The sequence below is a fragment of the Wolbachia endosymbiont (group B) of Longitarsus flavicornis genome, from assembly GCF_964028135.1.
Lineage (GTDB): Bacteria > Pseudomonadota > Alphaproteobacteria > Rickettsiales > Anaplasmataceae > Wolbachia.
The window spans coordinates 1,369,480-1,394,637 of the sequence record NZ_OZ034758.1 but is presented as its reverse complement, the minus strand read 5'-3'; the positions used below and the strand labels follow the sequence as shown (position 1 = coordinate 1,394,637).

The following is a 25,158-nucleotide window of genomic DNA, read 5'->3' as shown; positions in this document are numbered from 1 at the left end:
TGTGAATCTAAATTTATATATATTTATTTTAAGGTAAAACTCATAGTTTGTCCATAAATAAGTGTTGCTACATAAATAGCCCACCATTGATGTTAAGCACATGCCCCGTTATATATCTTGCTTCGTCGCTTGCTAAAAACAATACCCCTGCTGCTATTTCTTCTCCTGTTCCCATTCTTTTTATTGGAATATTATCTAATATTTTTTCTTTTTGTTTTTCATTTAAAACTTCAGTCATCTTAGTATCTATAAACCCAGGAGCAATGCAATTTACTGTTACACCGCGACTTGCAACTTCTTTTGCTATAGATTTGCTCATAGCTATTATTCCAGCTTTTGATGCTGCATAATTTACTTGCCCGGCATTTCCTGTCAATCCTACTATTGAGGAAATATTTATGATTCTTCCCCAGTTGTTTTTAATTAATTTTCTGCATGCTTCTCTATTTAGTTTAAATGTAGAGTTCAAATTAATATCAATTACCTTTTGCCATGCTTCATCTGTCATTCTCAACAATAAGCTGTCTTGTGTAATTCCTGCATTGCATATGAGTCCATCAAAGCCTTTCATCAACTCACTTGCTTTATTTATTAGTTGATTTACCTCTTCAGGATTTGATAAGTCGCAAGGAAGTACGTGAATGTTTTTTTCATATTTTTTAGCAACTTCTTCGAGTACTTCTTTTTTTGTACTAGAAATACATAAAGTTGCTCTGGCTTTATGCATAACTTCTACAATTGCTTGCCCTATCCCGCCTGATGCACCAGTAATCAGAAATTTCCTGTCTTCTAATCCGAACATGATAATTTTTATATTATCCCAGCTCTTAACAGAATATTAAAAGACTTGCAATAGATTTTTTTCATAACTTTCATTTAATAGAAGCTTCTTGTAATAGAAGCTTCTTGACAACTCTTGTGTTTATTGGCGAAAATTATGGCGGCTGCATGCCTTTTTTTATTTTTTTCTATTCAGCCTAAACTCGCTTCGTTTAAGCGTTAGCACATTATCAATTACAGTAATAAAATCAGCACCATGTGGATTCTTTTGCCTTTTTTTGATTGGTAAATTTTTTAACACTTATAGCTAAAGTAATTTAAGAGAGCCAGCGCGTGACTAGTTCTTATTACTTGATCAGTCTTCTGGATCCCAGTACTGGGATGACAGGAGTGTGAGATAAGGCTACATTCATACTCCAACAGGTATGACATCATAGAGGTCATTGAGATGACAGGAAAGAATACTTGAATGACAATAGGGACATTAGAATGAAAGGAAAAGAGGCTATTTAATTGTGCTGAATTTTACAAAATTTATTACTCCTGCCTGACAAATTTATTAGAATAGTATGTATAGTATGTTTATTAGTGAAAATCCGAAAAAAATGCAAGAAAAGTTAATATATTACTTTAGCCAAAGCAACTGTGAAGGTAATGCAGCAATGAGAAATCTACTAGGAGGGAAGGGAGCAAATCTGGCAGAGATGTGTAACATTGGCATTCCTGTTCCACCTGGTTTTACAATTTCCACTGCTGTTTGTCAGGCCTATTGTCAAGATAATGAATTGTCTTGTGATCTACGTAACGAGATAAAAAACTACATGGCGATGCTCGAAAGTGACATCGGTTGTAAATTCGGGGATTCAAATAATCCTTTATTAGTTTCCATACGCTCTGGTAGTGTGAATTCAATGCCGGGCATGCTTGATACTATTTTAAATGTTGGTCTAAATGATGAAACCGTTGTTGGGCTTGCAAAAAAAAGTGGCGAACGTTTTGCCTATGATAGCTACTGTCGTTTCATCATGATGTACTCGAGTGTTGTACTACAGCTTGACCATCACTTATTTCAAGACATTGTTGATAGTGAACAGCAAAAAAGTGGAGCAAAAAGCTTAGCTGATCTTAATGTTGATGTTTTAAAGAAAATTGTTAATGATTTTAAAGAGATAGTATGTGAAAAAACTGGAAAGCATTTCCCGCAGAACGTTGAAGAGCAATTGTTAAACTCAGTTAATGCAGTATTTGCCTCTTGGAAAAATGATAGGGCTGTTTCCTATAGAAGAATACATAGTATTTCTGAAAACCTTGGAACTGCGGTTAATGTACAAGCAATGGTTTTTGGCAATCTGAACGATAATTCTGCAACCGGCGTGATATTTACACGTAATCCTTCAACTGGAGAAAAAAAGCTTTTTGGTGAGTTTTTAGTTAATGCTCAGGGTGAGGATGTGGTTTCTGGTGTTTATACTCCTATGCCAACTGACGGGGAGCAAGAAAGTACCATGGAGAAGTTGCTACCAAGTGTCTACCGAGAATTATGCGCGGTATGTGAAAAACTTGAAAGTCATAATAAGGACATGCAGGATATCGAATTTACTGTACAGGACGGTAAGTTATGGATTTTGCAGACTAGGTCTGGCAAGCGCACAGCCGAAGCTGCTATTCGCATAATAGTTGATATGGTAAACGAAGGAGTGATTACAAAAGAGGAAGGAATATTGAGAATTGATCCAAAAACTTTTGACAATTTATTACATCCAGTTCTTGATGTTAAAATCGATCAAGAAGTAATAGGCAAAGGACTGCCAGCTTCTCCAGGTGTTGCTTCTGGATATGTAGTATTCAGTGCAAGTGATGCTGAAAAAGCTGCAGAGCAGGGTAAAAAAGTAATTTTGGTAAGATCAGAGACGAGCCCTGAAGATATTAATGGAATGAATGCTGCAAGTGGAATAGTAACAGCGCGAGGAGGTATGACCTCGCATGCCGCTGTTGTAACTCGTGGAATGGGTAAACCATGCATTTGTAGTCTAAATGGACTTTATATTGATAAAGATGAAAAATTTCTTTCTATAGGGGATATAAAAGTAAATAAAGGTGAATCAATCACCATCAATGGAGGAACAGGAGAGGTTATGCTTGGTATTCTCCCTACAATTTTGCCTGAATTATCTCAAGAATTCAAAACGATAATTAACTGGGTAGATGAAATCAAAACAGTGAAGGTGAGAGCGAATGCTGATACTCCAAAAGATGCAAAAATTGCAAAAGAATTCGGTTCAGAAGGTATAGGATTATGTCGCACAGAACATATGTTTTTTGCTAGTGATAGAATCGAATTCATTCAAAAGTTGATAATAGCTGATGATGAAAATGAAAGGACAAATGCATTAAATAAACTCGAAGAAATGCAAAAGTCTGATTTCAAAGAAATATTTTCTATTATGGAGGGCAGGGAGGTTACTATACGTTTACTTGATCCACCTCTACATGAGTTTTTGCCCCACAATCAATCTATTATAGAGAAAATTGCCAAATCACTGAATAAGTCAGTTGAATCAGTAAAAAATAAAATAGCACAGTTATCAGAAAAAAATCCAATGCTTGGCCATCGAGGGTGTAGGCTTGCTATTTCTCATCCTGAAATATATAAAATGCAGATTAGGGCAATACTCAGTGCTGCAAGTGAATTAAGGAAAGAAAAGAAGATAGAAGTGAAACCTGAAATCATGATTCCTTTTATCATGAGTGAGAAAGAGTTTATTCTGATATGCGAGTTAATAAAGAAAGAAGCCGAAAATTTCGATGTGAACTATTCAATCGGAACGATGATAGAACTGCCACGAGCAGCACTGATTGCTGACAAACTCGCAAAACACGCAGAATTTTTTAGTTTTGGCACTAATGATTTAACACAAACAACTATGGGACTTTCACGAGATGATTCAGTTAATTTCCTCGATTCTTATAAGGAAAGCAACATATTCAAAAACGATCCCTTTGAGGTGCTAGATGTCGAAGGGGTAGGGGAATTAATCAGAATAGCTATCGAAAGGGGCAAAAAAACCAGAAAAGAAATTAAACTTGGTATATGTGGAGAGCATGGAGCGAATCCACAGTCCATAGAGTTTTTCATCAAATCAGGGGTTGATTATGTGTCATGCTCGCCTTATAGAGTACTGGTTGCAAAATTAGTGGCAGCACAGCTTAGCATAAGTTTGTTGGGCAGCACAACTGTACGAACATAGATTTCGCTAACAAGTAGCGGAATGATGATTTTTCAAATTGTCGATAAATCTAAGTCAGTTTAGCTATTTTGCTGCTACTTTTTTTCTTAATATCTTAAGAAAAATTGACTTTTTGTTTAAAATAATATAAGATAAAGTAATAGTGAGTTAGGTAAAAATGTCAATATTAAAAGAACGTAAGGAATATTTACTAGAAAAGTTTAAATATGCTGCCAAAGAATTTGGCAAGTCTGGTACAAAGTCCAATCATCTAGCAGTACCAAAGGAACAGCAACTCTCTATTGATTTAGGTAATAGAAAAGTTTTTGGTATCATAAATAAGATTCTGTATTGGATAGAGAATAATTTTACTTATTTTTTTCCACGATATAATTTGTTTCCAGAAGTTGGAGTTGAAGGAAGAAAAATTCCTGGAACTAATACAAGGGTTAAGTATTTTAACTCTGATGAACAATTTGATCAAAGAAAATTTATTGGCGAGCAAGATGGGGAACTTAAGTTATACAACTTAGAGGGCAAATTATATGATACAACTGATAAAATTAGTAAGGGTAAAAAAGGTTGTGTAGCTTATGTGATCACGCTTGATGGAAAATTAGTAACTCATGAACATATTAATGTTAACAAAAGCGAATGGGCTTATCGTCATTCAACTCTTGCAGGCGGTAAGCCGATTTTATGTTCTGGTTTAATGAAAGTGGTAAATGGTAAAATAACTTATATAGACAATAATAGTGGGCATTATAAACCAGAATCAGCAAACTTATACAATGCAGTGAAAAAATTAGAAGGTCTATTTTCGGAAGATGCAAAAGTTGTTTGCCTACCATATTGGATTAGCTTGAAAAAACAAATTCCGCTTATACGCAAAATTAGTCTAGCCAAACGAGAACCTGTAGAGAAATTCTTGGAAAGGATGGAGAAAAAAGGGAAAGATGGATTGACTCAATATGAAAGACATTTTCACAGGATAAAAGAATTTAATGAAAAATACTCAGAGAAATTAGAAAGCCAGTCGGTTTATGCTAAAGTAGCTGCTCATAATTATAAATCAGTGCCTATTTCAGACTGCAGTAATCCTAAAATAATAAAAATGGCAATAGAACATTCAATAAGAAGGGTTATTGGAGCAAATTATGGCCATAAGCCTACAGTTGCGCTTGCTAAGGCACAGGTAATAGATAAAGATGGAAAGCTGCAAGAAACGGACGAAATAGTAGGTATAAATGTTGCTTTTCACTATGAGAATGATCGTGATGGCTTTGCTAAACTTCTAGATTTTAAAAAGTATAGCTATATTTGCGAACCTCATTTGCAAGATAAAAAAAATAGAGCAGATATGGAAAAATTAATGCCCAATAAACATGCAGTTTTTATGAGTACAGACCAGGCTAATAAATTTATAAAGGGCACTTTACAAATTAAAATTGATAGTGTTGAGCAATTGGGTGTTGGTTTAGTGATGGGCTAAAGCTCTGTTTAAATATATATTTAGTTTTGTTACAATATTCTTATTTTCATCATATAATATGATGGAAATTTTATGCACAACTTTTTTATTTGATTAAAAATTGCATTTTTGCAATAAAAACTTATTTATTGTAAGAAAACTTGCTCATATAAAACTATTTATAGAGTGACAATAGCTGTGTTATACTTACACTTCTGATTCGAAAATTTATGCAGTTATTTCTAACAAGATTGGTCAATAAATTTTACTGTTTAAGGATGAGAAACAAAGTAATCATCGTTTCCAGTATTGCTCTTATTCTACTGTTTTTTATCAACAATACATTTTTAAAAAAAGATCAGGCGGTTCATAGTGATAATCCAATTAGTAGTTTTTCAGTAAAAACTCAGGATTATACTCCACAAAATCGCACTGTATATTTAAATTTTTCTGGTACAGTAAATCCCTTGCATAGGGCAAGCCTTGTCTCAAGAACAAGTGGTCAAGTTATTGCTATTTATTTGTCTGATGGTGAAAAAGTAAAAAGAGGCGATGTAATTTTAAAGATAGAAGATTATGACAGAGTTGCACAAGTTGAGAAAGCCAAAGCTTTATTAAATCAGCGTGAAATTGAGTATGATTCCTCTCGAAAATTGAATAAAAAAGGCTATGGAGCACAGATAAGAGTGGAATCAGCTTTTACTGCATTGCAGAGTGCAAAAGCTGACCTAAAAAGGCTAGAGTTGGATTTAGAAAATACTGCGATTAAATCCCCTATTGATGGTTATGTAGATAAGATCAACGTAAATGAAGGGGATTTTGTTAATCTTGGACATAAGATAACTGACATAGTTAATTTTGATCAGGTTCTTGTGGTGTTATATGTTTCAGAAAATGAAGTAAATAAAATAAAACTGGGTAGTGCAGCGCAAATTAATTTGCTAGACGGAAGGGAATTAGTAGGTGAAGTGAGTTTTATTAGTAAAATTGCTGAGCCTAAAACTGGATCTTATAGAGTGGAGGTCAAGGTAACTGATAATGAAATTATATCCTTGCAAGGACTGACTGCTAGTGTAAGCCTACCTTCAGGTGAAAGATTTGCATATAAAATTCCTTCTTCAGCCTTGAGCTTAAATGACGATGGTATTCTTGGAATAAAGATTGTTGATGACAATAATTATGTAGTATTTACACCAATAGAAATTGTTGACCATGAAGACGATGGAGTTTGGGTAGTCGCAAATAATGAAAGTAAGCCTATAAAGTTAATAACATTGGGCCATCTATTTGTTAAGCCTGGTGATAAGGTATAACTCGAATGTAACATGACTGTCATCCCAGTGTGTGGTCATAATCTCATCAAAAACTCAAAATTCCTGGATCCCACCTGGGATGACACCAAATGAGCTACTCGCATTTTTGAGGACAATATTTGTACAGTTGTGTGTGTGCTACTAAAAGGGTGTCATTCAAGTAGCTGACACTGAAATCCAGAAAAGAAGGCAGTGTCTGGACACTGACACTATGTTTTTATTTTGCCACTCTGCTGTGTAAACTTACTCCGCAATAAGCTTTTTCTCTTTTAGCAAATTTTGTAATTCACCGTTTTCATACATCTCGCGGGTTATATCACAGCCACCAATAAACTCTCCCTTTATATATAATTGTGGAATTGTTGGCCAATCAGAAAAACTTTTTATGGACTGACGTATTTCATCATTCTCAAGTACGTTGATGCATTTAAACTTTACATTCAAGTTTTTGAGAATTGACACGACAAGTCCAGAGAATCCGCATTGAGGAAAATCAAAGGTACCTTTCATATACAGTACCACATCATTTTCTGCTATGTCTTTTTTTATTTCTTCAAAGTTGTTCATAAATATCACCTTAATTTTAAGTGCTAGTTTCTAATTGCAATGCATGTATAGACTGACCTTCAAGAGCTTTATATACCATTCTATGTTGTTCTATTTTTGTCTTTCCAGAAAAACACCGGGAAGTTATTTTTAAATGGTAATGATCATCATCTCCAGCAAGGTCCTTAATCTTTATATCAGCATCAGGGAATGACTGTTTGATAATTTTCTCTAATTCATGAATTGTAATAGTCATCAGTTTATTTTAATTATAAGTCTAAGATATGCAATTGGTTATTGTGAAGACAATAGGTTCAGCGTGCTGAGAGCACTAGCAAGACGAGATTTTAATTGACTTTCATACTTATCCCAATCCTCTATTTCCTTTCTTGCAACACCTGAGGTAACTGCGGCTTTTGCAACAGCAGGAGATACTATAGAAATTAATCTTGGATCAAATGGAGTGGGTATTATATATTCACGTCCATAGCTCATTTTACGACCGCCATAGGCTGCAGATATCTCATTCGGCACTGGCTCACGGGCAAGCTTTGCTATTGCATCTGCAGCGGCAATTTTCATTTCTTCATTTATTGTCGGTGCATGTACATCAAGTGCTCCTCTGAATATATAAGGAAACCCCATTACGTTATTGACTTGGTTGTTATAGTCTGATCTACCAGTTGCAATTATTGCATCTGGCCTGACAGACTTTGCAAATTCAGGCCTTACTTCTGGATCAGGATTAGCAAGAGCAAAAATGATCGGGTCTTTACCCATGCTTTTTAACATCTCTTCGCTGAGCACATCCTTTGCAGAGAGTCCGATGAATACATCAGAGCCTTTTATGGCATCAAGTAGAGAACGTTCTTTAGTGTCAATTGCATATTTTTCCTTCCACTCATTCATGTCCTCTTTTCTGTCTTTGTGTATTACTCCTTGTTTGTCACATAGTACTATGTTCTTAGCGCCCATAGACTTTAGTATTTCCAAACACGCAATACCAGCTGCTCCAGCTCCATTCATGATGATCTTGACGTCTTCTAATTTCTTTTCAGCAATATCGAGGGCATTTTCTATACCAGCTGCAACAACTACTGCAGTTCCATGTTGATCATCGTGAAAAACCGGAATATCCATCAATTCATTTAGACGTTTTTCTATTATGAAACAATCAGGAGATTTTATATCTTCTAAATTTATTCCCCCCCAACTTGGCCCAAGATACCTTACTGCATTGATGAAATTTTCTATATCTTCTGTGTCAACTTCTATATCGACTGCATCAATGTCAGCAAAACGCTTAAATAAAACAGCTTTGCCTTCCATGACGGGTTTTGAAGCAAGAGGACCGATATTGCCAAGTCCCAGCACTGCGGTGCCATTTGAAATGACAGCCACATAATTGCTTTTTGCCGTGTAATCATAAACAGCTTTAGGATTTTTAGCTATTGCAAGGCATGGAGCTGCAACCCCAGGGGAATAAGCAAGTGATAGGTCATACTGTGTGGATAAGGGTTTTGTTGGTATAATCGACACTTTACCAGGTTTACCACCCCTATTATGATACTTCAGTGCTTCTTGTTTTGTGGTGTTATCTAAATCATTATTCATTCTTATGCTTTGAGCTTATTGTTAGTAATTTTTTAAGTATATGGGGTTTTTATGAATGTTCAACTATTAGCTTGTGAACTCTATTGTACTTCTGTATAAATTTATCTACTACGTAGGGTGATGTGACATGCTTAAGAAAAACGTGCCTAATTTGCTAACAATTTCTCGTGCGCTCGCAATACCGGCAATAATATCAAGCTTTTATATAGAAAGTAAATATGCAAGTCTAATAACAATATTGATCTTTATGTTTGCGTGCATTACAGATTTTTTTGATGGTTATTTAGCGCGTGCATGGAAAGTCCAATCGAATTTTGGCAAGTTATTTGATCCAATTGCCGACAAGTTAGTAGTAGCTTCAACAATAATCATGCTAGTTTATAAGCATAAGATAGATGATATTACAATTATACCGTCAGTTATAATTGTTTGTAGGGAGATATTAGTTTCAGGCTTGCGGGAGTTCTTGATAGCTACAAACGTTAGTTTACCTGTGAGTAAGGCTGGGAAAATTAAAACATTTTTGCAGATGGTTGCTATAGTAGCGTTAATAATGAGTGATTATGAAGCAACTAAATATATAGGTGTGGTTTGCTTATGGGCTGCGGCTGTTATGACTATGTGGTCAGGCTATAATTACGTTCTAGCTGGCATCAAACAGATTGACTAAATTACTTAAGAGTATACAAAGAAAGTTAATAATTTCACAATATTGACTGATTAGTTAAAATCCTGTATAATGTATTAGTTCATAAGTTGGTCTGTTCATATGACTAGTATTACAGGCACTAAGTTTTTTTTAAAAAGATCCAAAGGTAAAAAAGGTGCTAAAATGGAAGATTTTTTCTGGGATTTTTGGCCAACAGTTGATGAAGAAGTCAGAAAAGAAAGAGAGGAAGAAAAAAGAAAAAAGCTCGAACAAGAACTATTAACACTAAAAAAAAGAGAGCTACATAGGAAATGTGTATCATTGGTAACAATGGTTCCATTTGCATTATTGATGGCAATTGAGCTCGAAAAAACATGTAGCGATCAGGTATTACTTGGCCTTATAAGCAGCTCATTAGGCCATACTATATTACCTTTCACAGTCTTATCCCTTATTTGCACGCTATATTTAATTTATAATAATAGAAAAATAGCACAAAAAGAACGAGAATTGGAGAATATTGAAAGTGGGAAAACAGTAGAAAAAGAAAAGAGAGACCTTCCTTGTACCGTTGATGATAGTGCGCCGTAGAAACACGGAAAGTGTTGAAGCTGTGCAGTAGATGAGGGAGGGCCCCTCGGAGCCGGTTTGCAAGAGCAGGCTTCAAACAGCCATAAGCTGCTTTGGTAAAGAGCTAAGGTAGTGAGCGTTATGGAAAAGGCACAATTATGTGTCATGTATGAAATAGAGAGACGAACGCAAGTGAACCACTGATGAAGTGTCGAAAGCGTAGAGACGACGTCAAAACCAGGGGGTAGTCGTTAACCTGGGATGAATCTACTGGGAGCTTGTTTACTGGGTAGGTGGCGTCCGGCATAAAAGTGGCGTGAATCTATTTTAGGCTATTGCATGGAACTACGGGAACCTGTCGTTTCGATGAAAAGGGAGAAGTCCAAAGAGCTGATCTCTGAGGATGAGAGTACCGATGCGAAAAACAGGGGCGGATTAGCTCGTAGTAGCGAAGAAGTTTCTGTAATGGAAATGGAGTGAAGGGGCTAAGTTATTTAGTTTTAATTATTTATCAACCGAAAGGGAGGAGTTAATGAATAAAACAAAGTCTTTTGATATACCGAAGCAACTTATTTGGAGAGCTTATAAACAAGTATCGAAAAATAAAGGTGCAGCAGGTGTAGATGAGGTCTCGATAACAAAGTTTGAAGAAAATCTAAAGGATAATCTATACAAATTATGGAATCGGATGTCATCCGGAAGTTATTTTCCAGAGCCGGTAAAAGCTGTTGCGATACCAAAAGATACAGGAGGGCAAAGAATTTTATGTGTGCCTTCAGTATTCGACAGAATAGCGCAAACAGCAGCTACAATGTATCTTGAGCCGTTAGTAGAACCGAAATTTCACGAAGATTCATATGGTTATAGACCAAATAAGTCTGCGCTGGATGCGGTATACACAGCACGGAAGAGATGTTGGAAAAATGATTGGACGGTAGATCTTGATATATCTGGATTTTTCGACAATCTGGACCACGATTTAGCACTGCAGGCTATCAAGAAACACACAGACTGCAAATGGGTCATACTGTATGTTGAGAGGTGGATGAAAGCCCCACTGCCATTAAGTTAAGGGAAAGAGAAGTTAAGATTGGACAAAAAATTTGAAGTGATTGATAATTATGGTAAATACTAGGGTGAATTTTTAAGAAAAGGGAGTCTGAAAAGTGCAAGTTATTTAAAAAAGTAATAATTGCAGGTTATTTTGCAAAGAATGTACTAATGCAATGATACTGAAAAGATATCTTGAATTTAAAACACATGTTTTCTAGCTCTTTTCTGGTAGTTGAGTGAACGAATATCAGATATCTTATGACGATCAACTCTTCTCCCTTTTCTCACCACTAAAGTGTTCATCAAAAATAACTGTGATAGTCGATCCATAATGCAGTCTATGTCTGACTCTGTAGAAAAAATATCAAAGGCTAAGTTTTTAATCGCATTAAATGAGACAGATTTATTGATGCTTTTTTTTAGTTTACTATTCTGTGAGCTCAATGTCTCTTCATCATCTTCTATCATGATACTTTCTAGATTACTGATGAAGATAGTTGACCAAAAATCCTGCTTGATAGTTTCAATACTTTTTCCTGTGAAATTCTCTAAATTTAATCTTCCCTTCAGCCTAGAAAAAAATGTTTCTACTCCCCAGCGCAAGTAATATAATCTCTCAAACTCTTCAACTGTAAAACGTTTCTCATCTAACAGAGATGTTACTAACACTTCAACTTCGCCAGAAGAAAGTATTATTTTGACTAACCTGAATTTCATCTCATCAGGTAATCCTAGCTTTCGTAGCTGTCTTGCTACTTTAATAGGTGCGGTAGACACTACCACCGTACTAGATGGGCTTTCCGGCTTAAACATAGCGTTTATTTCATTGAAAGACGAACTTGAACAGCGAATTATATAATTGATTTTCCTTCCTGTAAGCTCAGCAAGAAATCGATAAGATACGTATCCTCTATCACAGATTAACAAATCGTCTGATTTTATGGATTCAAGCATACCGATTGCTAAATCAACCTCATAGCTGTCACCTCTACTTAGCACAGATTTTATTGCAATATTATTTAGCACATCGTAACAAACTTCAAAGGTTGCACTTGTATAGTCTTCAAATCTCTGGATTCCATTCCATACTGCTCTTGAGCTAAACTCACCTATTATTTTGTCGCTCTTTGGCAGAATCAGTATTGAAGCATCAAATGCAAGTACTCTGAAGCCATGGTGGGTTTTAAATTCCTGATCTTGGTAGTATAGGGAAACTATATCATCATTTAACTCTGAAAACGCAGTATGTTTTAGCTTCTTTCTTGCTTGAGTAAATGCACTTGCCGTAATTGTATAATCTTTTCTTGTATGCAGAACAAACTCATTAAGCATCACTTGTAATGACTTTACACTCTTTCTAAAAATCAGGAGAAATACATTAACGAAGGGCAGCTTTCTTTTTCGTGAGAAGTCTTTTGAGGATGCTCTGTGTGCGTTTATAAAGTTTAAACTCATCAATTTATTTTTTATAAACATGATTATTCTTTTTTTTACTCATGTCATTACTTCTTTTAATTTGTGAATCTTACCTGATTTTATAATACAGTTCATCACTTTTCCTTAACTTAATGGCAGTGGGTCTGATCTTACCCCCTCCGTTAAATTAAGTTGGTCTATTATCTGATTCATGTAGTCGAAAACTAATTGTAACTTTATTCCATACTTAGTATTGCTTTCATAGCCACTGTAGCTAGTACCATAACCTTTATACATCTCTTCCATACTGTTAGGTAGAGTAATATAGCTACTGTCCAATAATTTAACACTATTAAATTGCTGTAAGATTTTGCAATCAACTTGCAAGATATTTTTAAAGAGAATCACAGATTCATTATACATCCTTTTCATAAATTCCACTGCTTCTTCAGTAAATCTAAAATCCAAACCTTGTTTTGTTATATCTATCGAGTCCTCGTTTAGTAATTGACACATTGTTTCTACGCTACAATTATCAACTCCTATATTACCCAAGACCATGGCTTTTACGAATGATGAACCTTTTAGCTTTCTCTTTCTTTTTATAAACCTTGTTGTAATTGAGATTTTCTCTGCTTTTTCATTAAAAAATTCTTTGAGCTTTTTTGATAAGCTAGTTATTTTATTCATTGGTTCTCTCACTAAAAGTATATCTGGGAGAACTTATACCTTATTATTCTATCTCTTTCATACCTTTATTTCCTTAACTTGACGCGTATGGTAGGATTCATATGGTGGTTGGCAAAACTTGACTTACGTGTACACATCCATGATAAATTTATAGAAAAAAACCAAGGACTAATCGAAATAGTCTATCGACTTGAAGAGAGAGTGAAAAACCTCACTGAAGAAGTCAACGAACTTGAAGCTATTCACAAACACAAATAAATTTTACAGTGACAAAGTACATTTTATCTGTAGATGGAGGTGGCATTAGAGGGATAATACCTGCCATTATTCTAGCAGAAATTGAATCTAGGACAAAAAAGCCAATTTCCCAGATTTTTGATTTAATGGCAGGCACCTCAACCGGTGGGATTATTGTTGCTGGACTTTGTAAAAGCAATAAACTTCAATACTCTGCCAATGATTTGGTTGAACTTTACCAAGAGTATGGAGCATATATCTTTCAATCATCATTTTGGAGAAAATCAATTGCTTCTTAGCTGAGTGGTTCTCAGTACTCATATAGAAATATGGAATTTATTCTCAACAAATACTTTGGTGAAAGTACTATGGCCGATGTTGCGAGTAATCTACTACTCACCAGTTATGACATTCACAATAGTTGTGAATTTTTCTTCAAAAGTTGGAAAGAAAAAAACATTAAGTTGAAAGATGCACTCAGAGCTACAACAGCTGCTCCAACGTACTTCACACCAAAACGTCTGAAAATTAGCCAAACAGAGAGAGTATTGATAGATGGTGGAGTGTTTGCAAATAATCCAGCGGCTTGTGCATATGCAAGTGGTAAGAGGTTATTTCCAAATGATGAGATTATACTGCTATCAATAGGCACTGGTGGAACAGATAGAAGTATAAAGTATGCTAACTCAAGGAAATTTGGCAAAATAGGGTGGATCAAGCCACTACTGAATGTGATGTTTGCCTCTGGATTGGATTGCGTTGATTATCAACTAGAACAAGTAATAGACGATAAATATATAAGAATACAATCGCAATTGAAAGTAGCATCGACTGAGATGGACAATATTACACTCAAAAATATCAAATCTCTTCAGCAAGAGGCAAATGCAATGATAGAGGACAACCAGAAATTAATAGATAAACTTTGTGATTTCATATCTTAATTTATACCAAGCAAAATTCAACTGAGCCAAAAAAGTTGGTTAGCAAATTCTGCTGGTTAAATCATTAACTAACTTTACTTATATCTTAAACACATTCAATTTTCACACTCACCCAACTCATCAGCAGTTAGGCCACTTGCTCGCACAATAATATCAATAGCAACACCTTCCTTAACTAGATCTTTTGCAATCTTGATTTTCTCTGCTTTTTTAACCTTTTCTTTACCAGTTTGCATTCCTTCAGATAAAGATCTGGCTACCGTATCCAGTAATTCTTGATCCTCAATTTTTTCGCATTTACCTATAAACCCAAAAACTGGCTCATTTTCATATTCTGTTAGTCCAAGAGCTTTAATGTTAACTGATAATGTCTTTGCTATCTTATATAATATTTCAATTGGAATATCTGTATATCCTCGTTCATAGTCGTGTATTTCTTTAGGTGTTGAACCGATTTTATTTGCCAAGTCCTCCTGAGTGTATTCCCGTATTAATCTCTGCTCTTTTATCCTTTTCCCCACTTTGTAGAGTATAGAATCAGTACAAATTTCTTTCTCTATATCATCATATTCGTAAGTAGATAAGCGAGTCACTTGGGAAATAATATCAACTGAAACTCCTTCTTTCACTAGATTCTTTGCTACTTCTATTTTCGCTTCTTCTTGGCTAATTTTCTCGCTAATATATACAAACCATTACTAATGGATACAGCTTCTTGCGTAATTCCTGATCCTTAATTTCTCTATGTATTTTTGTTAGATAGACTATTTCTTTATCCTCATCTTCATACCAACTGTTTTCTCTTAGTACTGTTGGTCCTGGAAGTAGATCTATAACATTAACTGACAATGCTCCTGCTATTATATACGATTCTTTGATTGTAATAGCCTTGCACCCTAGTTCAAAGTTATGTATTTCCTTATGTGTTAAACCAATTTTGCTTGCTAATTTTGCCTGAGTATACCCTTGTACTATCCTACAACCTTCTATTTTTTTCCCTAGCTCGTAGCTTACTGAGCCAATATGCTCTGAATTATCATAGATAAATCCTCTAAAAGCTGTTTTTCCTACAGAAGCAAACATATATTCTATCACAAAAAAATCCACTATTGGCTAAGTTTTTATGAAATCACAAAAATTTCTCAATCATATAATTTGATAAGCCTGTCGTTTGCAAGATAATATCAACAGAAATTCCTTCTTTCACTAAATTCCTTGCAACTTCAATCTTCTTTTCCTCTCTGACCTTTTCTCTACAAACATGTATACCTTTAAATAAAGACTTGATTAGCATATCGCGTAATTCCCGACTCTCAATCTTTTTGTATTCTTCTATCAAGTTTGATAGCTTTTCTTCCACTTCTTCATCTGATTCGGGAAGTAGATCTATGATACTGATTGATAATACCTTTGCTATTTCATCTAACATTTCAAGTGAAACAGAAGCTCTCCCTTGTTCATATTCGTATATTCCTTGATTTGTTATGCCAACTTTATTCGCTAAATCTTTTTGTGTATATCCTCGTATCAATCTCCACTCTTTTATCCTTTGCCCTACTTTGTATGGAACCGAAATTTTGTTCTCCTCATACTCACCAATAGATAGGTTAGTTGTTCGAGAGATAACATGAGCAGAAACTCCTACTTTCATCAAACCCCTTGCTACTTCTATTTTTACCGCTTTTCTGCTTCTTTCCTCGCTCAAACGAATAAATTTGTTTAATAAATAAAATACCTCGCTTAATTCTTCATCCTTATACCCCTTTACTAAATTTAATATTTCTTCATCTTCAAAATATCTTTTTTCATTTGGTAGTGTCTCTCCACAAACTAGACCTTTAACATTCACTGATAATGCTTCTGCTATGGCATATAACTTCTTAATTGGAATTTTACGACTCCCTTTTTCATATTGCAGTATTGCCCAGTACTTTACACCAATTTTCTCAGCTAAATCCTTCTGAGTATACCCTCTCTCTAACCTCCAACTTTTCACTTTTTGCCCTACTTCACAGTCTAGACTTTTTTCCATACAAAGAACCATACATATAATATTTTCTACTATAGCTCAAAGGCTCCAGATATAACGGTAAGAAAAAACCTCTGGAACCTTAAAGTTGGCTGTAGACGCATTAAAGTTCTCTAAAGGTTTCTTTACTACCTTCACGTATTCTATTTACCCACGGAGACAATACTTCATTATTGCTAACCTCTTTTATAGCATACTTTTCACTCCATATGCCACATCTAGTGAAATTACCTTTCTCTACTGCTTCTTGAAGTTTCACTCCTCCAAAAAGGCAGTTTTTTCCTATTTCTTCGCCTCTTTTTTGTAACTCAGCCCACATTTCCTTGTTTTCTACTCTGACTTGTACTTGATCATATTTTTTTACATCGTGGTACAATATAATATTTAGCTTACCAATGCTTGTAGGAAACTCTAATATAATAGAGCTTTCATCTGACATATCGATATAGTTTCTTATACCTCCCTTCTCACTTTTAACCTCAACTGCATCATTGCCAATTTTTAAAATATTACTTCCTAACTCTCTCAGTATTTTGGCTACCTCTACCTTGCTATCCCCAGAAAATTCTATATACGATGTTGTATTATCTATCTCAACATCTATTAATTCTCCTTCTTGCATAGCATTTTCGCCAGCTTTCTCTAGTTCTTCTAGTCTCTCATCTATCTGTGGCTGAACTTCTGGTTGTAGCTCATTATAGATTTCACCTATCAATTTATTCTCCAATAAAGTATCATGAAACTCTGCACCGCTTAGCATTAATTTACGTATTAGCTTTTTACGATCAACCTTATCAAATTTATGAAAATGTGTACCTAATACTACATACTCTGCAAAACTCCATTCCCCGTCATCACATGCATTTATTCTTGCTCCTGAGGCTAGTACTTTGTCTATAACTTTGTGCAATTCATTTACATTCTTTGCCTCTACCACTTCACTTTTTAACCAGCTCAAAGTTTCTGCACTCGGCTTTATTTTTTTCAAAGCTGAAGCAAATGGATTTTTATCTTCTTGATCACTTACAGGTTTTGTGCCATAAACATAGTCAAATCCTTTCCCATAGTTGATTTTGTTTTCGCGAACTTCTCTACCAGGGAAAGGTGCTATTTCTTCAGGCTTTTTAGCCTTATTAATTTTGCTTACAAAGGTGGATTGCTCCTTAGTACGACCTATTCCTACAATAGCATTTAACACCTCACCTTTTGATAATCTATCAAGATCAATGTTTAACTCGTAAGTACCTCCTTCTTGATCATCAAAAGGTACAATTATTTTATTACTCATATTAGCCTCCGCTATTAAATATATTTAACTAAGTCTATAACCGACTTTATTACTTTATTATTAATTTAATATATACTTTCTCATTAATTGTAAGCAATAATTAATGCACTTGCAAATACTTTCTTCATTCAAGTAGTTAAACAACTCATGAAAATCTTCAAATATCTGCTTTATAACAGTCCTTGCTCTTTAAAGCTAAAATACCCAACACTTGTGATGATAATGTGATCCAGTAACCTAATCCCTATAGTCTGACAAGCTTTAGCCAAGTCTTTAGTTACAGCTTCATCCTCATCAGATGGCTTTAACCTTCCTTCTGGGTGGTTATGCGATATTATTATTGACGTCGCTTTTCTTATTAATGCCTTTCTTGTTACTTCTCTTATGTAAAAAGGTACCTTATCCACTGTACCAGTGAACACTTCTTCCCCCTTTAAACGGCACTTTTGATCAAAATATATTATTTTCATCTTTTCCTCCTCTGAATAGCCAATACTAACCCTTAAATATTTTACGATGGTTTCCAAGTTATCCATTACAGGTCCTTTCTTTAACTCTTCTCTTGGTACTCTCTTTGCAGCTTCCTTTAGACATAAAATTACTGCTACTGTAGAGTCAGTTATCCCTTCTATAGTTTTCAAGTCATCTATTTCCTGACCTAAAATTCCTCCTATTCCAAAACTATCTATTAGCTTTCTAGCAATAACTCGAGCTTCTTCCCTGTCATGCACTGCACTTAGAAACGTTTCTATTACTTCACGATCAAGTAGAGCTTTACCGTTGCTTTCTAATGCTCTGAACTCTATTTCTTCTCTACGATCTTTCTTATTATTCATAAAAATTACCCTTCACTAATAACAAAATGTTTTTATATATTTACTGCTGTTTTTTTGTCAGCATTGGCATAAAGCCATAGCTTTTGAGTGAAGTTAAATCAATTTCTCAATCTTTTTTACTTATTTTTTCATGAATAGGTAAAGATATTAATATATACTGATTTTTTATTTTAAATTTGTTGAATTTCGTCTAAAGAGATGCCCACTGTTTTTAAAATAATATTGATAGAAATTCCTTCCTTAACTAAATTCTTTGCAATTCTCATCTTTTCTACTCTCTTCACTTTCTCTTTGCAAACTTGTATGCTTTCAAACAGAGATTTTATTAGTACATGACGTAGTTCTTGGCTTTTAATCTTTTTATATTCTTCTATTAACCTTGATAGTTCCACTTCACTATTCTCATTTTCTCTTGTTTCTGGAAGCAGATCTGTAATATTAATTAATAGCATCTTTGCTATTTCATCTAACATTTCAAGTGAAACAGCAGCTCGTCCTTGTTCATATTCATATATTCTTTGATTTATTATGCCCACTTTACTTGCTAAATCTTCTTGAGTGTATCCTCTTCTCAATCTCCATTCTTTTATTCTTTGACCTACTTTATACGGAATGGAAATTTTTTTCTCATCATTATCATATTCATCAATAGATAAACTGGTCGTTTGAGAGATAACATGAGCAGAAACTCCTTCCTTAACTAAACCCTTTGCCACCTCTACTTTTACTGCCTTTCCACTCTCTTCCTCACTAATACGGATGAATTTAGTTAATAAATAAAACGTTTCGCGTAATTCTTGATCCTTAATCTCTTTATGTCTTCTTACTAGATTTAATATCTCTTCTTCCTCATACCTTTCCTCATTTGATACTTCTTGTCCGCAAGCTAGATCTCTAGCAGTTGTTGATAATGCTTCTGCTAATTCATATAATTTCTTAATTGAAATTCTGCGTGTTCCTTTTTCATATTGCAGTATTACCTGATATGTTGTATCGATTTTTTTTGCTAAATCTTTTTGAGTATATCCCTTTGCTAGTCTATGATTTCTTACTTCCTGTCCTATTACTTTGTAATCTAAAAAATTAGAGCATTTATTCTCTTTTTTCACATTTTATACTCCATAACCAGAAGAGCTGTTACGTATACTTAATTGGGAACCTTTTTGACAAACTGAACTCATCTCCTTTCAAACAATTTTTCTATATCACTTAGTTTCATTTCTATATACGTTGGTCTTTCATGACCAGAATATGGAGTTTTCTCAATTCGTCTTAGTATCTCATTCATCTCTTCCAATTTCATTTTTCTTCCTGCTCCATGGCAAGCGATTGTGGCTGATATTTTATTCACCTTATCCTCTATTGACAACGTATCTTCCATTTCCGTTAACTTATCTACTATATCAACTAGCATCTCTTTTATACCTATTGTTCCCAAGATTGAAGGTATTTCTTTCACCATTATTTTATCTTCTGATTCTATTTCAATACCAAAACCCATTTCAAAAAGCTTATCTTTATAAGTTTCAACCATCTCCGTCCCTGCTTGGTTTTTAATCTCAACTATTTCAGGAAGGAGAAGTTTTTGTCTTTTTATGCTTGATTTTTGCTTTAAGCACTCGTAGATCAACCTCTCATAGGCTGCATGTTGATCTACTATAATCAGCCTATCTCCAGCCTCAGCAATAATGTAAGTATTGTGGACCTGACAACGTGCATATCCTAGGGGATGATCCTCTACCAAATCAATTTGCTTCCTTTCTAAAACCATCGTTCCCTTTTGGGGTAGGGATTCTCCATACTTAAAAGTTTCTGGTAAGCTTTGTCTTCTTTCATCTGGTGCATTGAATTCTTTCATTAGACGATTTTCTAAAAGACTTGGTCTCTTTTCATAAAACTCTTTTTGATCTTTTTTCTCTTGACTATCAACCTGCTCTTGGCTTTTACTATCATTAAAAATTAGCTCCTCTCCAATACCTTGATCACCCGCTGCAAATCTCGTTGATAGTGTTTTTATTATCCCTCTTCTCACTATTTCATATATTAGCCTTTTATTCTGAAATCTTACTTCCGATTTATTTGGATGCACATTTACATCTACTTGGTCATATGGTACTTCTAAATGCAACACTGCAAAAGGATACCTATTGTTTGGAATAAAATCGTGATACGCATATCTAATTGCACCAACAAGTAGATTGTCTTTTATTGGCCTTCCATTAACAAACGTATAAATCTGAGTTGAGTTGCCACGATTGACATTAGGTTTACAGATGTGTCCCTTAAGTTTGATGCCTTCTTCTTCCTCTTTAACTTCCAGTGAATTGCTTTGAAATTCTTCTTCTATTTCACATAATCTGTTGAACAGCGAAGTTTGCTTAACATATTTTAAGAGCTTTTTATTACCAGAAGTGAGAGTAAACCCAATACTATAATTAATCATCGCTAAGTTATTCACAATATCAACAATACTTTGTGTTTCTGCCCTTTCAGTTTTTAGAAACTTTAGTCTATTTGGTGTAGCAAAAAATAAGTCACGAACTTCAATATATGTACCTTGCAACAAAGAACAAGGGGTAATCTCTCTTATTTTTTCTCCTCCCTCATACCTTATAGACCATGCTTCCTTTGCTCCACTTGCCTTAGACGATAATTTCATTCTGCTTACTGCTGCAATTGAAGGTAAAGCTTCTCCCCTAAACCCAAGGTGCTTGATTTCTATTAACTCACTATCGCTTAATTTTGAAGTGGCATGCCTCATAAATGCTAGTTCTAAGTCGTCCTTTTCTATTCCATTTCCATCATCTGTCACAGTTATAAGGTTACGTCCACCACTTTCTATTTTGATCTCTATCTCTGAACTTCCAGCATCTATTGCATTTTCTACTAATTCCTTTTGCTGGCCTCTCTATTACCTCTCCCGCTGCTATACGATTTATAGTTTTTGTGTCTAAAAGAATTATTGCCATAACACTCCCTCCAATCTATGAAACTTAGAGCTCCCTCTATTTTTTTGTGATTTCTTGATCTCACAATCTCTATATTTTAGCTTTTTAGATTCCTTTCTAGCAAGTCTATCTGCCTCTTCATTATAGGTATTACCACTGTGAGCCTTAACCCACTTCCAGTTAATATCATGCTGCAAGACAATTTCATCCAATTCCTTCCATAACTCAACGTTTTTTACTGATTTTTTATTGGCTGTCTTCCAACCATTTGTTCTCCACTTATTGATCCACTCTGTTATACCTTGTTTAATATACTGACTATCAGTGTGTAAAACAACTTTGCAAGAAACTTTCAACATCTTTAGCCCGTTAATCACAGCCTTTAACTCCATCTTGTTGTTCGTTGTGTTTTCTTCACCTCCAGAGATACGTTTTTTCACTTTTATTTTCATACATCATCACAGCTGCCCATCCACCAGGCCCCGGATTTCCAGAACAAGCTCCATCTGTATATATTATAACCTTCTTTTTGTCCATATTGACAGGATATAGATTTAACATAAATTTGCTACTGAAATGTTGACACTAAGTTTCAAGATCTTTATCATGTAAAGGTGTGGGAGATTAATGAACCTGTCCTCACGATATTAGGTAAATCGTAATTGAGCTTTTGGGCTTGTATTTTTATTAGGAGGTTAATCTCTCACACCCAAAATAAGTGTTTTTAAAGCTCTTTATAGCTCATGAATTCATTTGCTGGGGTTTATGGAGGGAGTTGTAAAAGATGATAAAATAAACAGCTAAGGTGCGCAGTAGCATTCTATGGTCATCTATGAAGGTAGTTTTTTGCCAACTCTTGAAATTTAGCTAACTTTAATAGACTTTAGCACAAAAACGTTGAATATTTCTTCACAATTGTGTATAATTATTAATGCTTTTTAGGTTAATTTATCATGGCTTTTTCTAAATTTCTTGATGTACGCAATGATTATGCCTTTAAAAGAATATTTGGCACCGAGAAGAATAAAGATATTCTCATTCATTTCCTGAACGATATTTTAGGCTTTACTGGCTTAGCTGCTATTCACGATGTTGAATTCTTAGCTACCATTTTGGACCCTGAAATTGCCGCTAAAAAGCAGAGTATTGTCGATGTTCTTTGTAAAGACTCTCAAGGTTCAAGATACATCATAGAAATGCAGTTTACTAAGACCAAAGGCTTCGAAAAACGTGCTCAATATTATGCTGCTAAAGCCTACTCAAGTCAAGCTGATCAAGGTGATAATTATCATAATCTCAAGGAAATTATCTTTATTGCTGTTGCTGATTGTATTATTTTTCCAGATAAGGCTGAGTACAAATCTAATCATGTCATTTTAGATCAAAATAGCTTTGAACATGACTTAAAGGATTTTTACTTCGTATTCATAGAACTACCAAAATTTACAAAGACAAAAGAAGATCAATTAGAAAATATAGTAGAAAAATGGTGTTATTTTTTCCGATATGCAGCAGAAACAAGCGAAGAGGACCTAGATAAAATAGTTGGTAGTGACGTAATAATAAAACAAGCTTATGAAGAGATGAATAAGTTTAATTGGTCAGAAGAAGAGTTACTAGCATATGAACAAATGAAAAAACGCATAATGGATGAGGTAGCTGCTTTAGCTCAAAAATTTGATGAGGGTCTTAAAGTAGGTCAAGAAAAAGGTAGACAAGAAGGCATCCAAATCGGCCATCAAAAAGGTAGGGAAGAGGGAGAAAAACAAGCTAAAATAGCTGTGGCCAAAAACCTACTTAAGGCTGGCGTGTCTGTTGACTTAATAGCTGAATCTACAGGCCTTTCTCAAGCTGATATTTCACAGCTCAAGGAAAAAGCTTAAGTACTGTAGCTCCCTTAGAGCGCTTTTCAACTTATTATACTTCTTTATCCATTAGTCTGATATATTAAAGCCTACATCTAACTCTTCCGCTATTCTCGCTATAGCCTATTTGATTTTCTCACCAATTCTAGGCATCAGTTAAGTGCAAAATAGATGATATTTAAATATAAAAAACGTTTTTCATAAAATTTTTCTTGTCCTTGATAATTTTAGTGTTGCTATTTGATTCTAACTTTTGCATAATACCTTAAATATTTTTATATAGGGGGTACAATGCCAAGGAAGAAAGATCGTCATGCTGCGGTACTTAATAAGTTACAAAATGTTGTTGAACATTCGGATTCTAACATTGCTGCTAAGAGGCGCTTATCTGTTGAAAGATGGGTCAAAACTTACATTAGACAGATAGAATATCTCGAAGATAACAAGCTACAATTCTTATACAACATATTTCGTGATGAGAGTTGTTGGTCAGGTATAAAATTAAATAATGCTACCCTAGGACAGAGGCTGACTGAAGAAAGTATAAATGGAATAGAAAACCCATTTTCTAGATATAATATGGCATGTAGATATTGTGTGAAAGAAAAAATTAAAGATCTCTTTCAGGAAAAGTTCGATCTCCACAAGAGCAGATTTTCTCCTGATGCATTAGATAGTGATGGCAGACCTGCAGCTAGCAACAACAGGTACATAAGAAGCGATCTATTAGGGTCTATGGAAAGCTATGATCCTGTGTTTAGTTTCTGGATTGACCGAGAATCTGAAGGATTAAAATTAAAAGAATATAGTAATGTAGAAGGTTTTAGAGGAGCTGTAGGTTTTAGATGGAGTGAGGGAGTAGAGTATTTTTATGACCGTTTAAGTGAAAAAGAGAGAAAGAAGGAAATTATCGGTGCAATTACTACCTTATCCTCTGTTCAATGTAATCACAATGGTGCTGTTATTTTAGATTTTTGTCTGAATAAAATGAATACTCAAGAAAAAAGTAAATTATTGAAAAACTCTGAGTTATCAAAAAAAGACAAAGGAATATACTCTATTCTTAGTGTGTTAATACGCCAAGATTTCTTTGATACAGTTCAAGCTATGGTTCCTGTGTTTAAAAATAAAATATTAGAGGATAAAATACTTTTACCTAAGGATTACGCTCTTCTTCTTTCTTCGCTTTCGGACAAGGTCGTTGAAAGTCCTACCTTAAGTACTCAAGCTAGAAAGGTTATGATAGATCTTATAAAGTGTGGTAATTTCAATAACCACAAAGAAAAGGAAGTAAAGGCAGCAGTCTTTTTTTTCGGTGGAATAGCTCCAATTGACCATGCGCTTTCAGGATTGATTATTGATTGGGCACATGATAACACAACAGATAGTGCTATAAATGTAAAAAAGGGCGAAATATTAAAGATACTACAATTTGCTAAAGAGCTCTGTTCAGCTACAGACTTTAAGAATTTTGAGGAGTCTATAGTTGAAAATCTAAAGATGGTTGGCAGAGCTAGTATGAAAGATGATATAGATTATGACAAATTGGCAAAAAAGCTGTTTTCTGAGTTAGAGAAAGAAGTACCTATACCTCCTCAAGGTGGTGGCTCTGGTGATCCACAGTCTATGTTAGGGAATGCTGGAGTTAGTGGATTTTCTTGTTACAGAAGATAGAGGTATTT

The 25,158-nt window shown here is 34.6% G+C and carries 18 protein-coding genes and 6 pseudogenes; 11 read left to right on the top strand and 13 right to left on the bottom strand.

Annotated elements, in window-relative coordinates:
* Positions 1 to 67 precede the first annotated feature (67 nt).
* On the bottom strand, positions 68 to 802 hold the full coding sequence (fabG, locus tag ABWU45_RS06500; RefSeq protein ID WP_353278289.1) for a 3-oxoacyl-[acyl-carrier-protein] reductase: 735 nt from the start codon (positions 800 to 802) through the stop codon (positions 68 to 70).
* A gap of 556 nt (positions 803 to 1,358) precedes the next feature.
* Between fabG and ppdK the strand changes: the two genes are divergently transcribed.
* The 3 genes from ppdK (at position 1,359) to ABWU45_RS06485 (ending at position 6,791) form a co-directional block, all read left to right on the top strand.
* Positions 1,359 to 4,028, top strand: coding sequence for a pyruvate, phosphate dikinase (ppdK, locus tag ABWU45_RS06495; RefSeq protein WP_353279098.1), 2,670 nt, complete (start codon positions 1,359 to 1,361; stop codon positions 4,026 to 4,028).
* A 157-nt stretch (positions 4,029 to 4,185) separates the two neighbouring features.
* Positions 4,186 to 5,499: a hypothetical protein gene (locus ABWU45_RS06490; protein WP_353278288.1), complete on the top strand. Its 1,314-nt coding sequence runs from the start codon at positions 4,186 to 4,188 to the stop codon at positions 5,497 to 5,499.
* A 257-nt stretch (positions 5,500 to 5,756) separates the two neighbouring features.
* Positions 5,757 to 6,791, top strand: coding sequence for an efflux RND transporter periplasmic adaptor subunit (locus ABWU45_RS06485; RefSeq protein WP_353278287.1), 1,035 nt, complete (start codon positions 5,757 to 5,759; stop codon positions 6,789 to 6,791).
* A 243-nt stretch (positions 6,792 to 7,034) separates the two neighbouring features.
* Here the strand turns inward: ABWU45_RS06485 and grxD are convergent, their stop codons facing one another.
* Genes grxD through ABWU45_RS06470 form a run of 3 tightly spaced genes read right to left on the bottom strand, consistent with a single transcriptional unit; the run spans position 7,035 to position 8,951 of the window.
* Positions 7,035 to 7,358 (bottom strand): Grx4 family monothiol glutaredoxin, encoded by a 324-nt coding sequence (gene grxD, locus ABWU45_RS06480; RefSeq protein ID WP_353278286.1) that lies wholly within the window; start codon positions 7,356 to 7,358, stop codon positions 7,035 to 7,037.
* A gap of 16 nt (positions 7,359 to 7,374) precedes the next feature.
* Entirely contained in the window at positions 7,375 to 7,593 is a 219-nt protein-coding gene (locus tag ABWU45_RS06475; protein ID WP_353278285.1) for a BolA/IbaG family iron-sulfur metabolism protein, read from the bottom strand.
* Between the two features lie 38 nt (positions 7,594 to 7,631).
* The gene (locus ABWU45_RS06470) at positions 7,632 to 8,951 is read right to left on the bottom strand and encodes a malic enzyme-like NAD(P)-binding protein (protein WP_353278284.1); all 1,320 of its coding nucleotides are present in this window, start codon (positions 8,949 to 8,951) and stop codon (positions 7,632 to 7,634) included.
* Positions 8,952 to 9,078: 127 nt separating this feature from the next.
* Here ABWU45_RS06470 and pgsA point away from each other — a divergent pair, with 127 nt between their 5' ends.
* The 4 genes and pseudogenes from pgsA to ABWU45_RS06450 all read left to right on the top strand — a co-directional run bounded on the left by pgsA (position 9,079) and on the right by ABWU45_RS06450 (position 11,242).
* Positions 9,079 to 9,621: a CDP-diacylglycerol--glycerol-3-phosphate 3-phosphatidyltransferase gene (gene pgsA / locus ABWU45_RS06465; protein ID WP_006012406.1), complete on the top strand. Its 543-nt coding sequence runs from the start codon at positions 9,079 to 9,081 to the stop codon at positions 9,619 to 9,621.
* Between the two features lie 99 nt (positions 9,622 to 9,720).
* Positions 9,721 to 10,179: pseudogene (locus ABWU45_RS06460) on the top strand (hypothetical protein); the annotation flags it as partial.
* 330 nt (positions 10,180 to 10,509) lie between these two features.
* Entirely contained in the window at positions 10,510 to 10,650 is a 141-nt protein-coding gene (locus ABWU45_RS06455; RefSeq protein WP_019078704.1) for a hypothetical protein, read from the top strand.
* A 52-nt stretch (positions 10,651 to 10,702) separates the two neighbouring features.
* Complete coding sequence (locus ABWU45_RS06450; protein ID WP_353278054.1) at positions 10,703 to 11,242, top strand: reverse transcriptase domain-containing protein; 540 nt, start codon at positions 10,703 to 10,705, stop codon at positions 11,240 to 11,242.
* Positions 11,243 to 11,421: 179 nt separating this feature from the next.
* On the opposite strand, the gene ABWU45_RS06445 is transcribed toward ABWU45_RS06450, so the two are convergent.
* The gene (locus tag ABWU45_RS06445) at positions 11,422 to 12,699 is read right to left on the bottom strand and encodes an IS4 family transposase (protein WP_353277994.1); all 1,278 of its coding nucleotides are present in this window, start codon (positions 12,697 to 12,699) and stop codon (positions 11,422 to 11,424) included.
* A 102-nt stretch (positions 12,700 to 12,801) separates the two neighbouring features.
* Positions 12,802 to 13,341, bottom strand: a pseudogene (locus tag ABWU45_RS06440) (IS4 family transposase); the annotation flags it as partial.
* A gap of 75 nt (positions 13,342 to 13,416) precedes the next feature.
* Here ABWU45_RS06440 and ABWU45_RS06435 point away from each other — a divergent pair.
* Entirely contained in the window at positions 13,417 to 13,587 is a 171-nt protein-coding gene (locus ABWU45_RS06435; RefSeq protein ID WP_167480074.1) for a hypothetical protein, read from the top strand.
* An 8-nt stretch (positions 13,588 to 13,595) separates the two neighbouring features.
* Positions 13,596 to 14,510, top strand: a pseudogene (locus ABWU45_RS06430) (patatin-like phospholipase family protein).
* 95 nt (positions 14,511 to 14,605) lie between these two features.
* Here the strand turns inward: ABWU45_RS06430 and ABWU45_RS08405 are convergent.
* From ABWU45_RS08405 to rnhA, 7 genes and pseudogenes are all read right to left on the bottom strand, one after another.
* Positions 14,606 to 15,593, bottom strand: a pseudogene (locus ABWU45_RS08405) (helix-turn-helix domain-containing protein).
* Positions 15,594 to 15,639: 46 nt separating this feature from the next.
* Complete coding sequence (locus ABWU45_RS06415; protein ID WP_353279069.1) at positions 15,640 to 16,542, bottom strand: helix-turn-helix domain-containing protein; 903 nt, start codon at positions 16,540 to 16,542, stop codon at positions 15,640 to 15,642.
* A 100-nt stretch (positions 16,543 to 16,642) separates the two neighbouring features.
* On the bottom strand, positions 16,643 to 17,827 hold the full coding sequence (locus ABWU45_RS06410; RefSeq protein WP_353278082.1) for a hypothetical protein: 1,185 nt from the start codon (positions 17,825 to 17,827) through the stop codon (positions 16,643 to 16,645).
* 170 nt (positions 17,828 to 17,997) lie between these two features.
* Positions 17,998 to 18,663, bottom strand: coding sequence for a RadC family protein (locus tag ABWU45_RS06405; RefSeq protein WP_143688905.1), 666 nt, complete (start codon positions 18,661 to 18,663; stop codon positions 17,998 to 18,000).
* A 170-nt stretch (positions 18,664 to 18,833) separates the two neighbouring features.
* A complete protein-coding gene (locus ABWU45_RS06400; RefSeq protein WP_353278084.1) occupies positions 18,834 to 19,772 on the bottom strand; it encodes a helix-turn-helix domain-containing protein in 939 nt (312 codons plus the stop codon).
* Positions 19,773 to 19,840: 68 nt separating this feature from the next.
* Positions 19,841 to 21,632: pseudogene (gene mutL / locus ABWU45_RS06395) on the bottom strand (DNA mismatch repair endonuclease MutL).
* Between the two features lie 92 nt (positions 21,633 to 21,724).
* A pseudogene (rnhA, locus tag ABWU45_RS06390) lies at positions 21,725 to 22,148 on the bottom strand (ribonuclease HI); the annotation flags it as partial.
* A 416-nt stretch (positions 22,149 to 22,564) separates the two neighbouring features.
* On the opposite strand from rnhA, the gene ABWU45_RS06385 reads away from it, so the two are divergent.
* Positions 22,565 to 23,494: an Rpn family recombination-promoting nuclease/putative transposase gene (locus ABWU45_RS06385; protein WP_353278282.1), complete on the top strand. Its 930-nt coding sequence runs from the start codon at positions 22,565 to 22,567 to the stop codon at positions 23,492 to 23,494.
* Positions 23,495 to 23,767: 273 nt separating this feature from the next.
* Positions 23,768 to 25,150, top strand: a complete 1,383-nt coding sequence (locus tag ABWU45_RS06380; RefSeq protein WP_353278281.1) for a hypothetical protein — start codon at positions 23,768 to 23,770, stop codon at positions 25,148 to 25,150.
* Positions 25,151 to 25,158: the final 8 nt, after the last annotated feature.

Coding starts and splice junctions, on each gene's coding strand:
- fabG (WP_353278289.1), bottom strand. CDS start 802: ATGTTCGGATTAGAAGACAGGAAATTTCTGATTACTGGTGCATCAGGC.
- ppdK (WP_353279098.1), top strand. CDS start 1,359: ATGTTTATTAGTGAAAATCCGAAAAAAATGCAAGAAAAGTTAATATAT.
- ABWU45_RS06490 (WP_353278288.1), top strand. CDS start 4,186: ATGTCAATATTAAAAGAACGTAAGGAATATTTACTAGAAAAGTTTAAA.
- ABWU45_RS06485 (WP_353278287.1), top strand. CDS start 5,757: ATGAGAAACAAAGTAATCATCGTTTCCAGTATTGCTCTTATTCTACTG.
- grxD (WP_353278286.1), bottom strand. CDS start 7,358: ATGAACAACTTTGAAGAAATAAAAAAAGACATAGCAGAAAATGATGTG.
- ABWU45_RS06475 (WP_353278285.1), bottom strand. CDS start 7,593: ATGACTATTACAATTCATGAATTAGAGAAAATTATCAAACAGTCATTC.
- ABWU45_RS06470 (WP_353278284.1), bottom strand. CDS start 8,951: ATGAATAATGATTTAGATAACACCACAAAACAAGAAGCACTGAAGTAT.
- pgsA (WP_006012406.1), top strand. CDS start 9,079: ATGCTTAAGAAAAACGTGCCTAATTTGCTAACAATTTCTCGTGCGCTC.
- ABWU45_RS06455 (WP_019078704.1), top strand. CDS start 10,510: ATGGAACTACGGGAACCTGTCGTTTCGATGAAAAGGGAGAAGTCCAAA.
- ABWU45_RS06450 (WP_353278054.1), top strand. CDS start 10,703: ATGAATAAAACAAAGTCTTTTGATATACCGAAGCAACTTATTTGGAGA.
- ABWU45_RS06445 (WP_353277994.1), bottom strand. CDS start 12,699: ATGTTTATAAAAAATAAATTGATGAGTTTAAACTTTATAAACGCACAC.
- ABWU45_RS06435 (WP_167480074.1), top strand. CDS start 13,417: ATGGTAGGATTCATATGGTGGTTGGCAAAACTTGACTTACGTGTACAC.
- ABWU45_RS06415 (WP_353279069.1), bottom strand. CDS start 16,542: ATGGAAAAAAGTCTAGACTGTGAAGTAGGGCAAAAAGTGAAAAGTTGG.
- ABWU45_RS06410 (WP_353278082.1), bottom strand. CDS start 17,827: ATGAGTAATAAAATAATTGTACCTTTTGATGATCAAGAAGGAGGTACT.
- ABWU45_RS06405 (WP_143688905.1), bottom strand. CDS start 18,663: ATGAATAATAAGAAAGATCGTAGAGAAGAAATAGAGTTCAGAGCATTA.
- ABWU45_RS06385 (WP_353278282.1), top strand. CDS start 22,565: ATGGCTTTTTCTAAATTTCTTGATGTACGCAATGATTATGCCTTTAAA.
- ABWU45_RS06380 (WP_353278281.1), top strand. CDS start 23,768: ATGCCAAGGAAGAAAGATCGTCATGCTGCGGTACTTAATAAGTTACAA.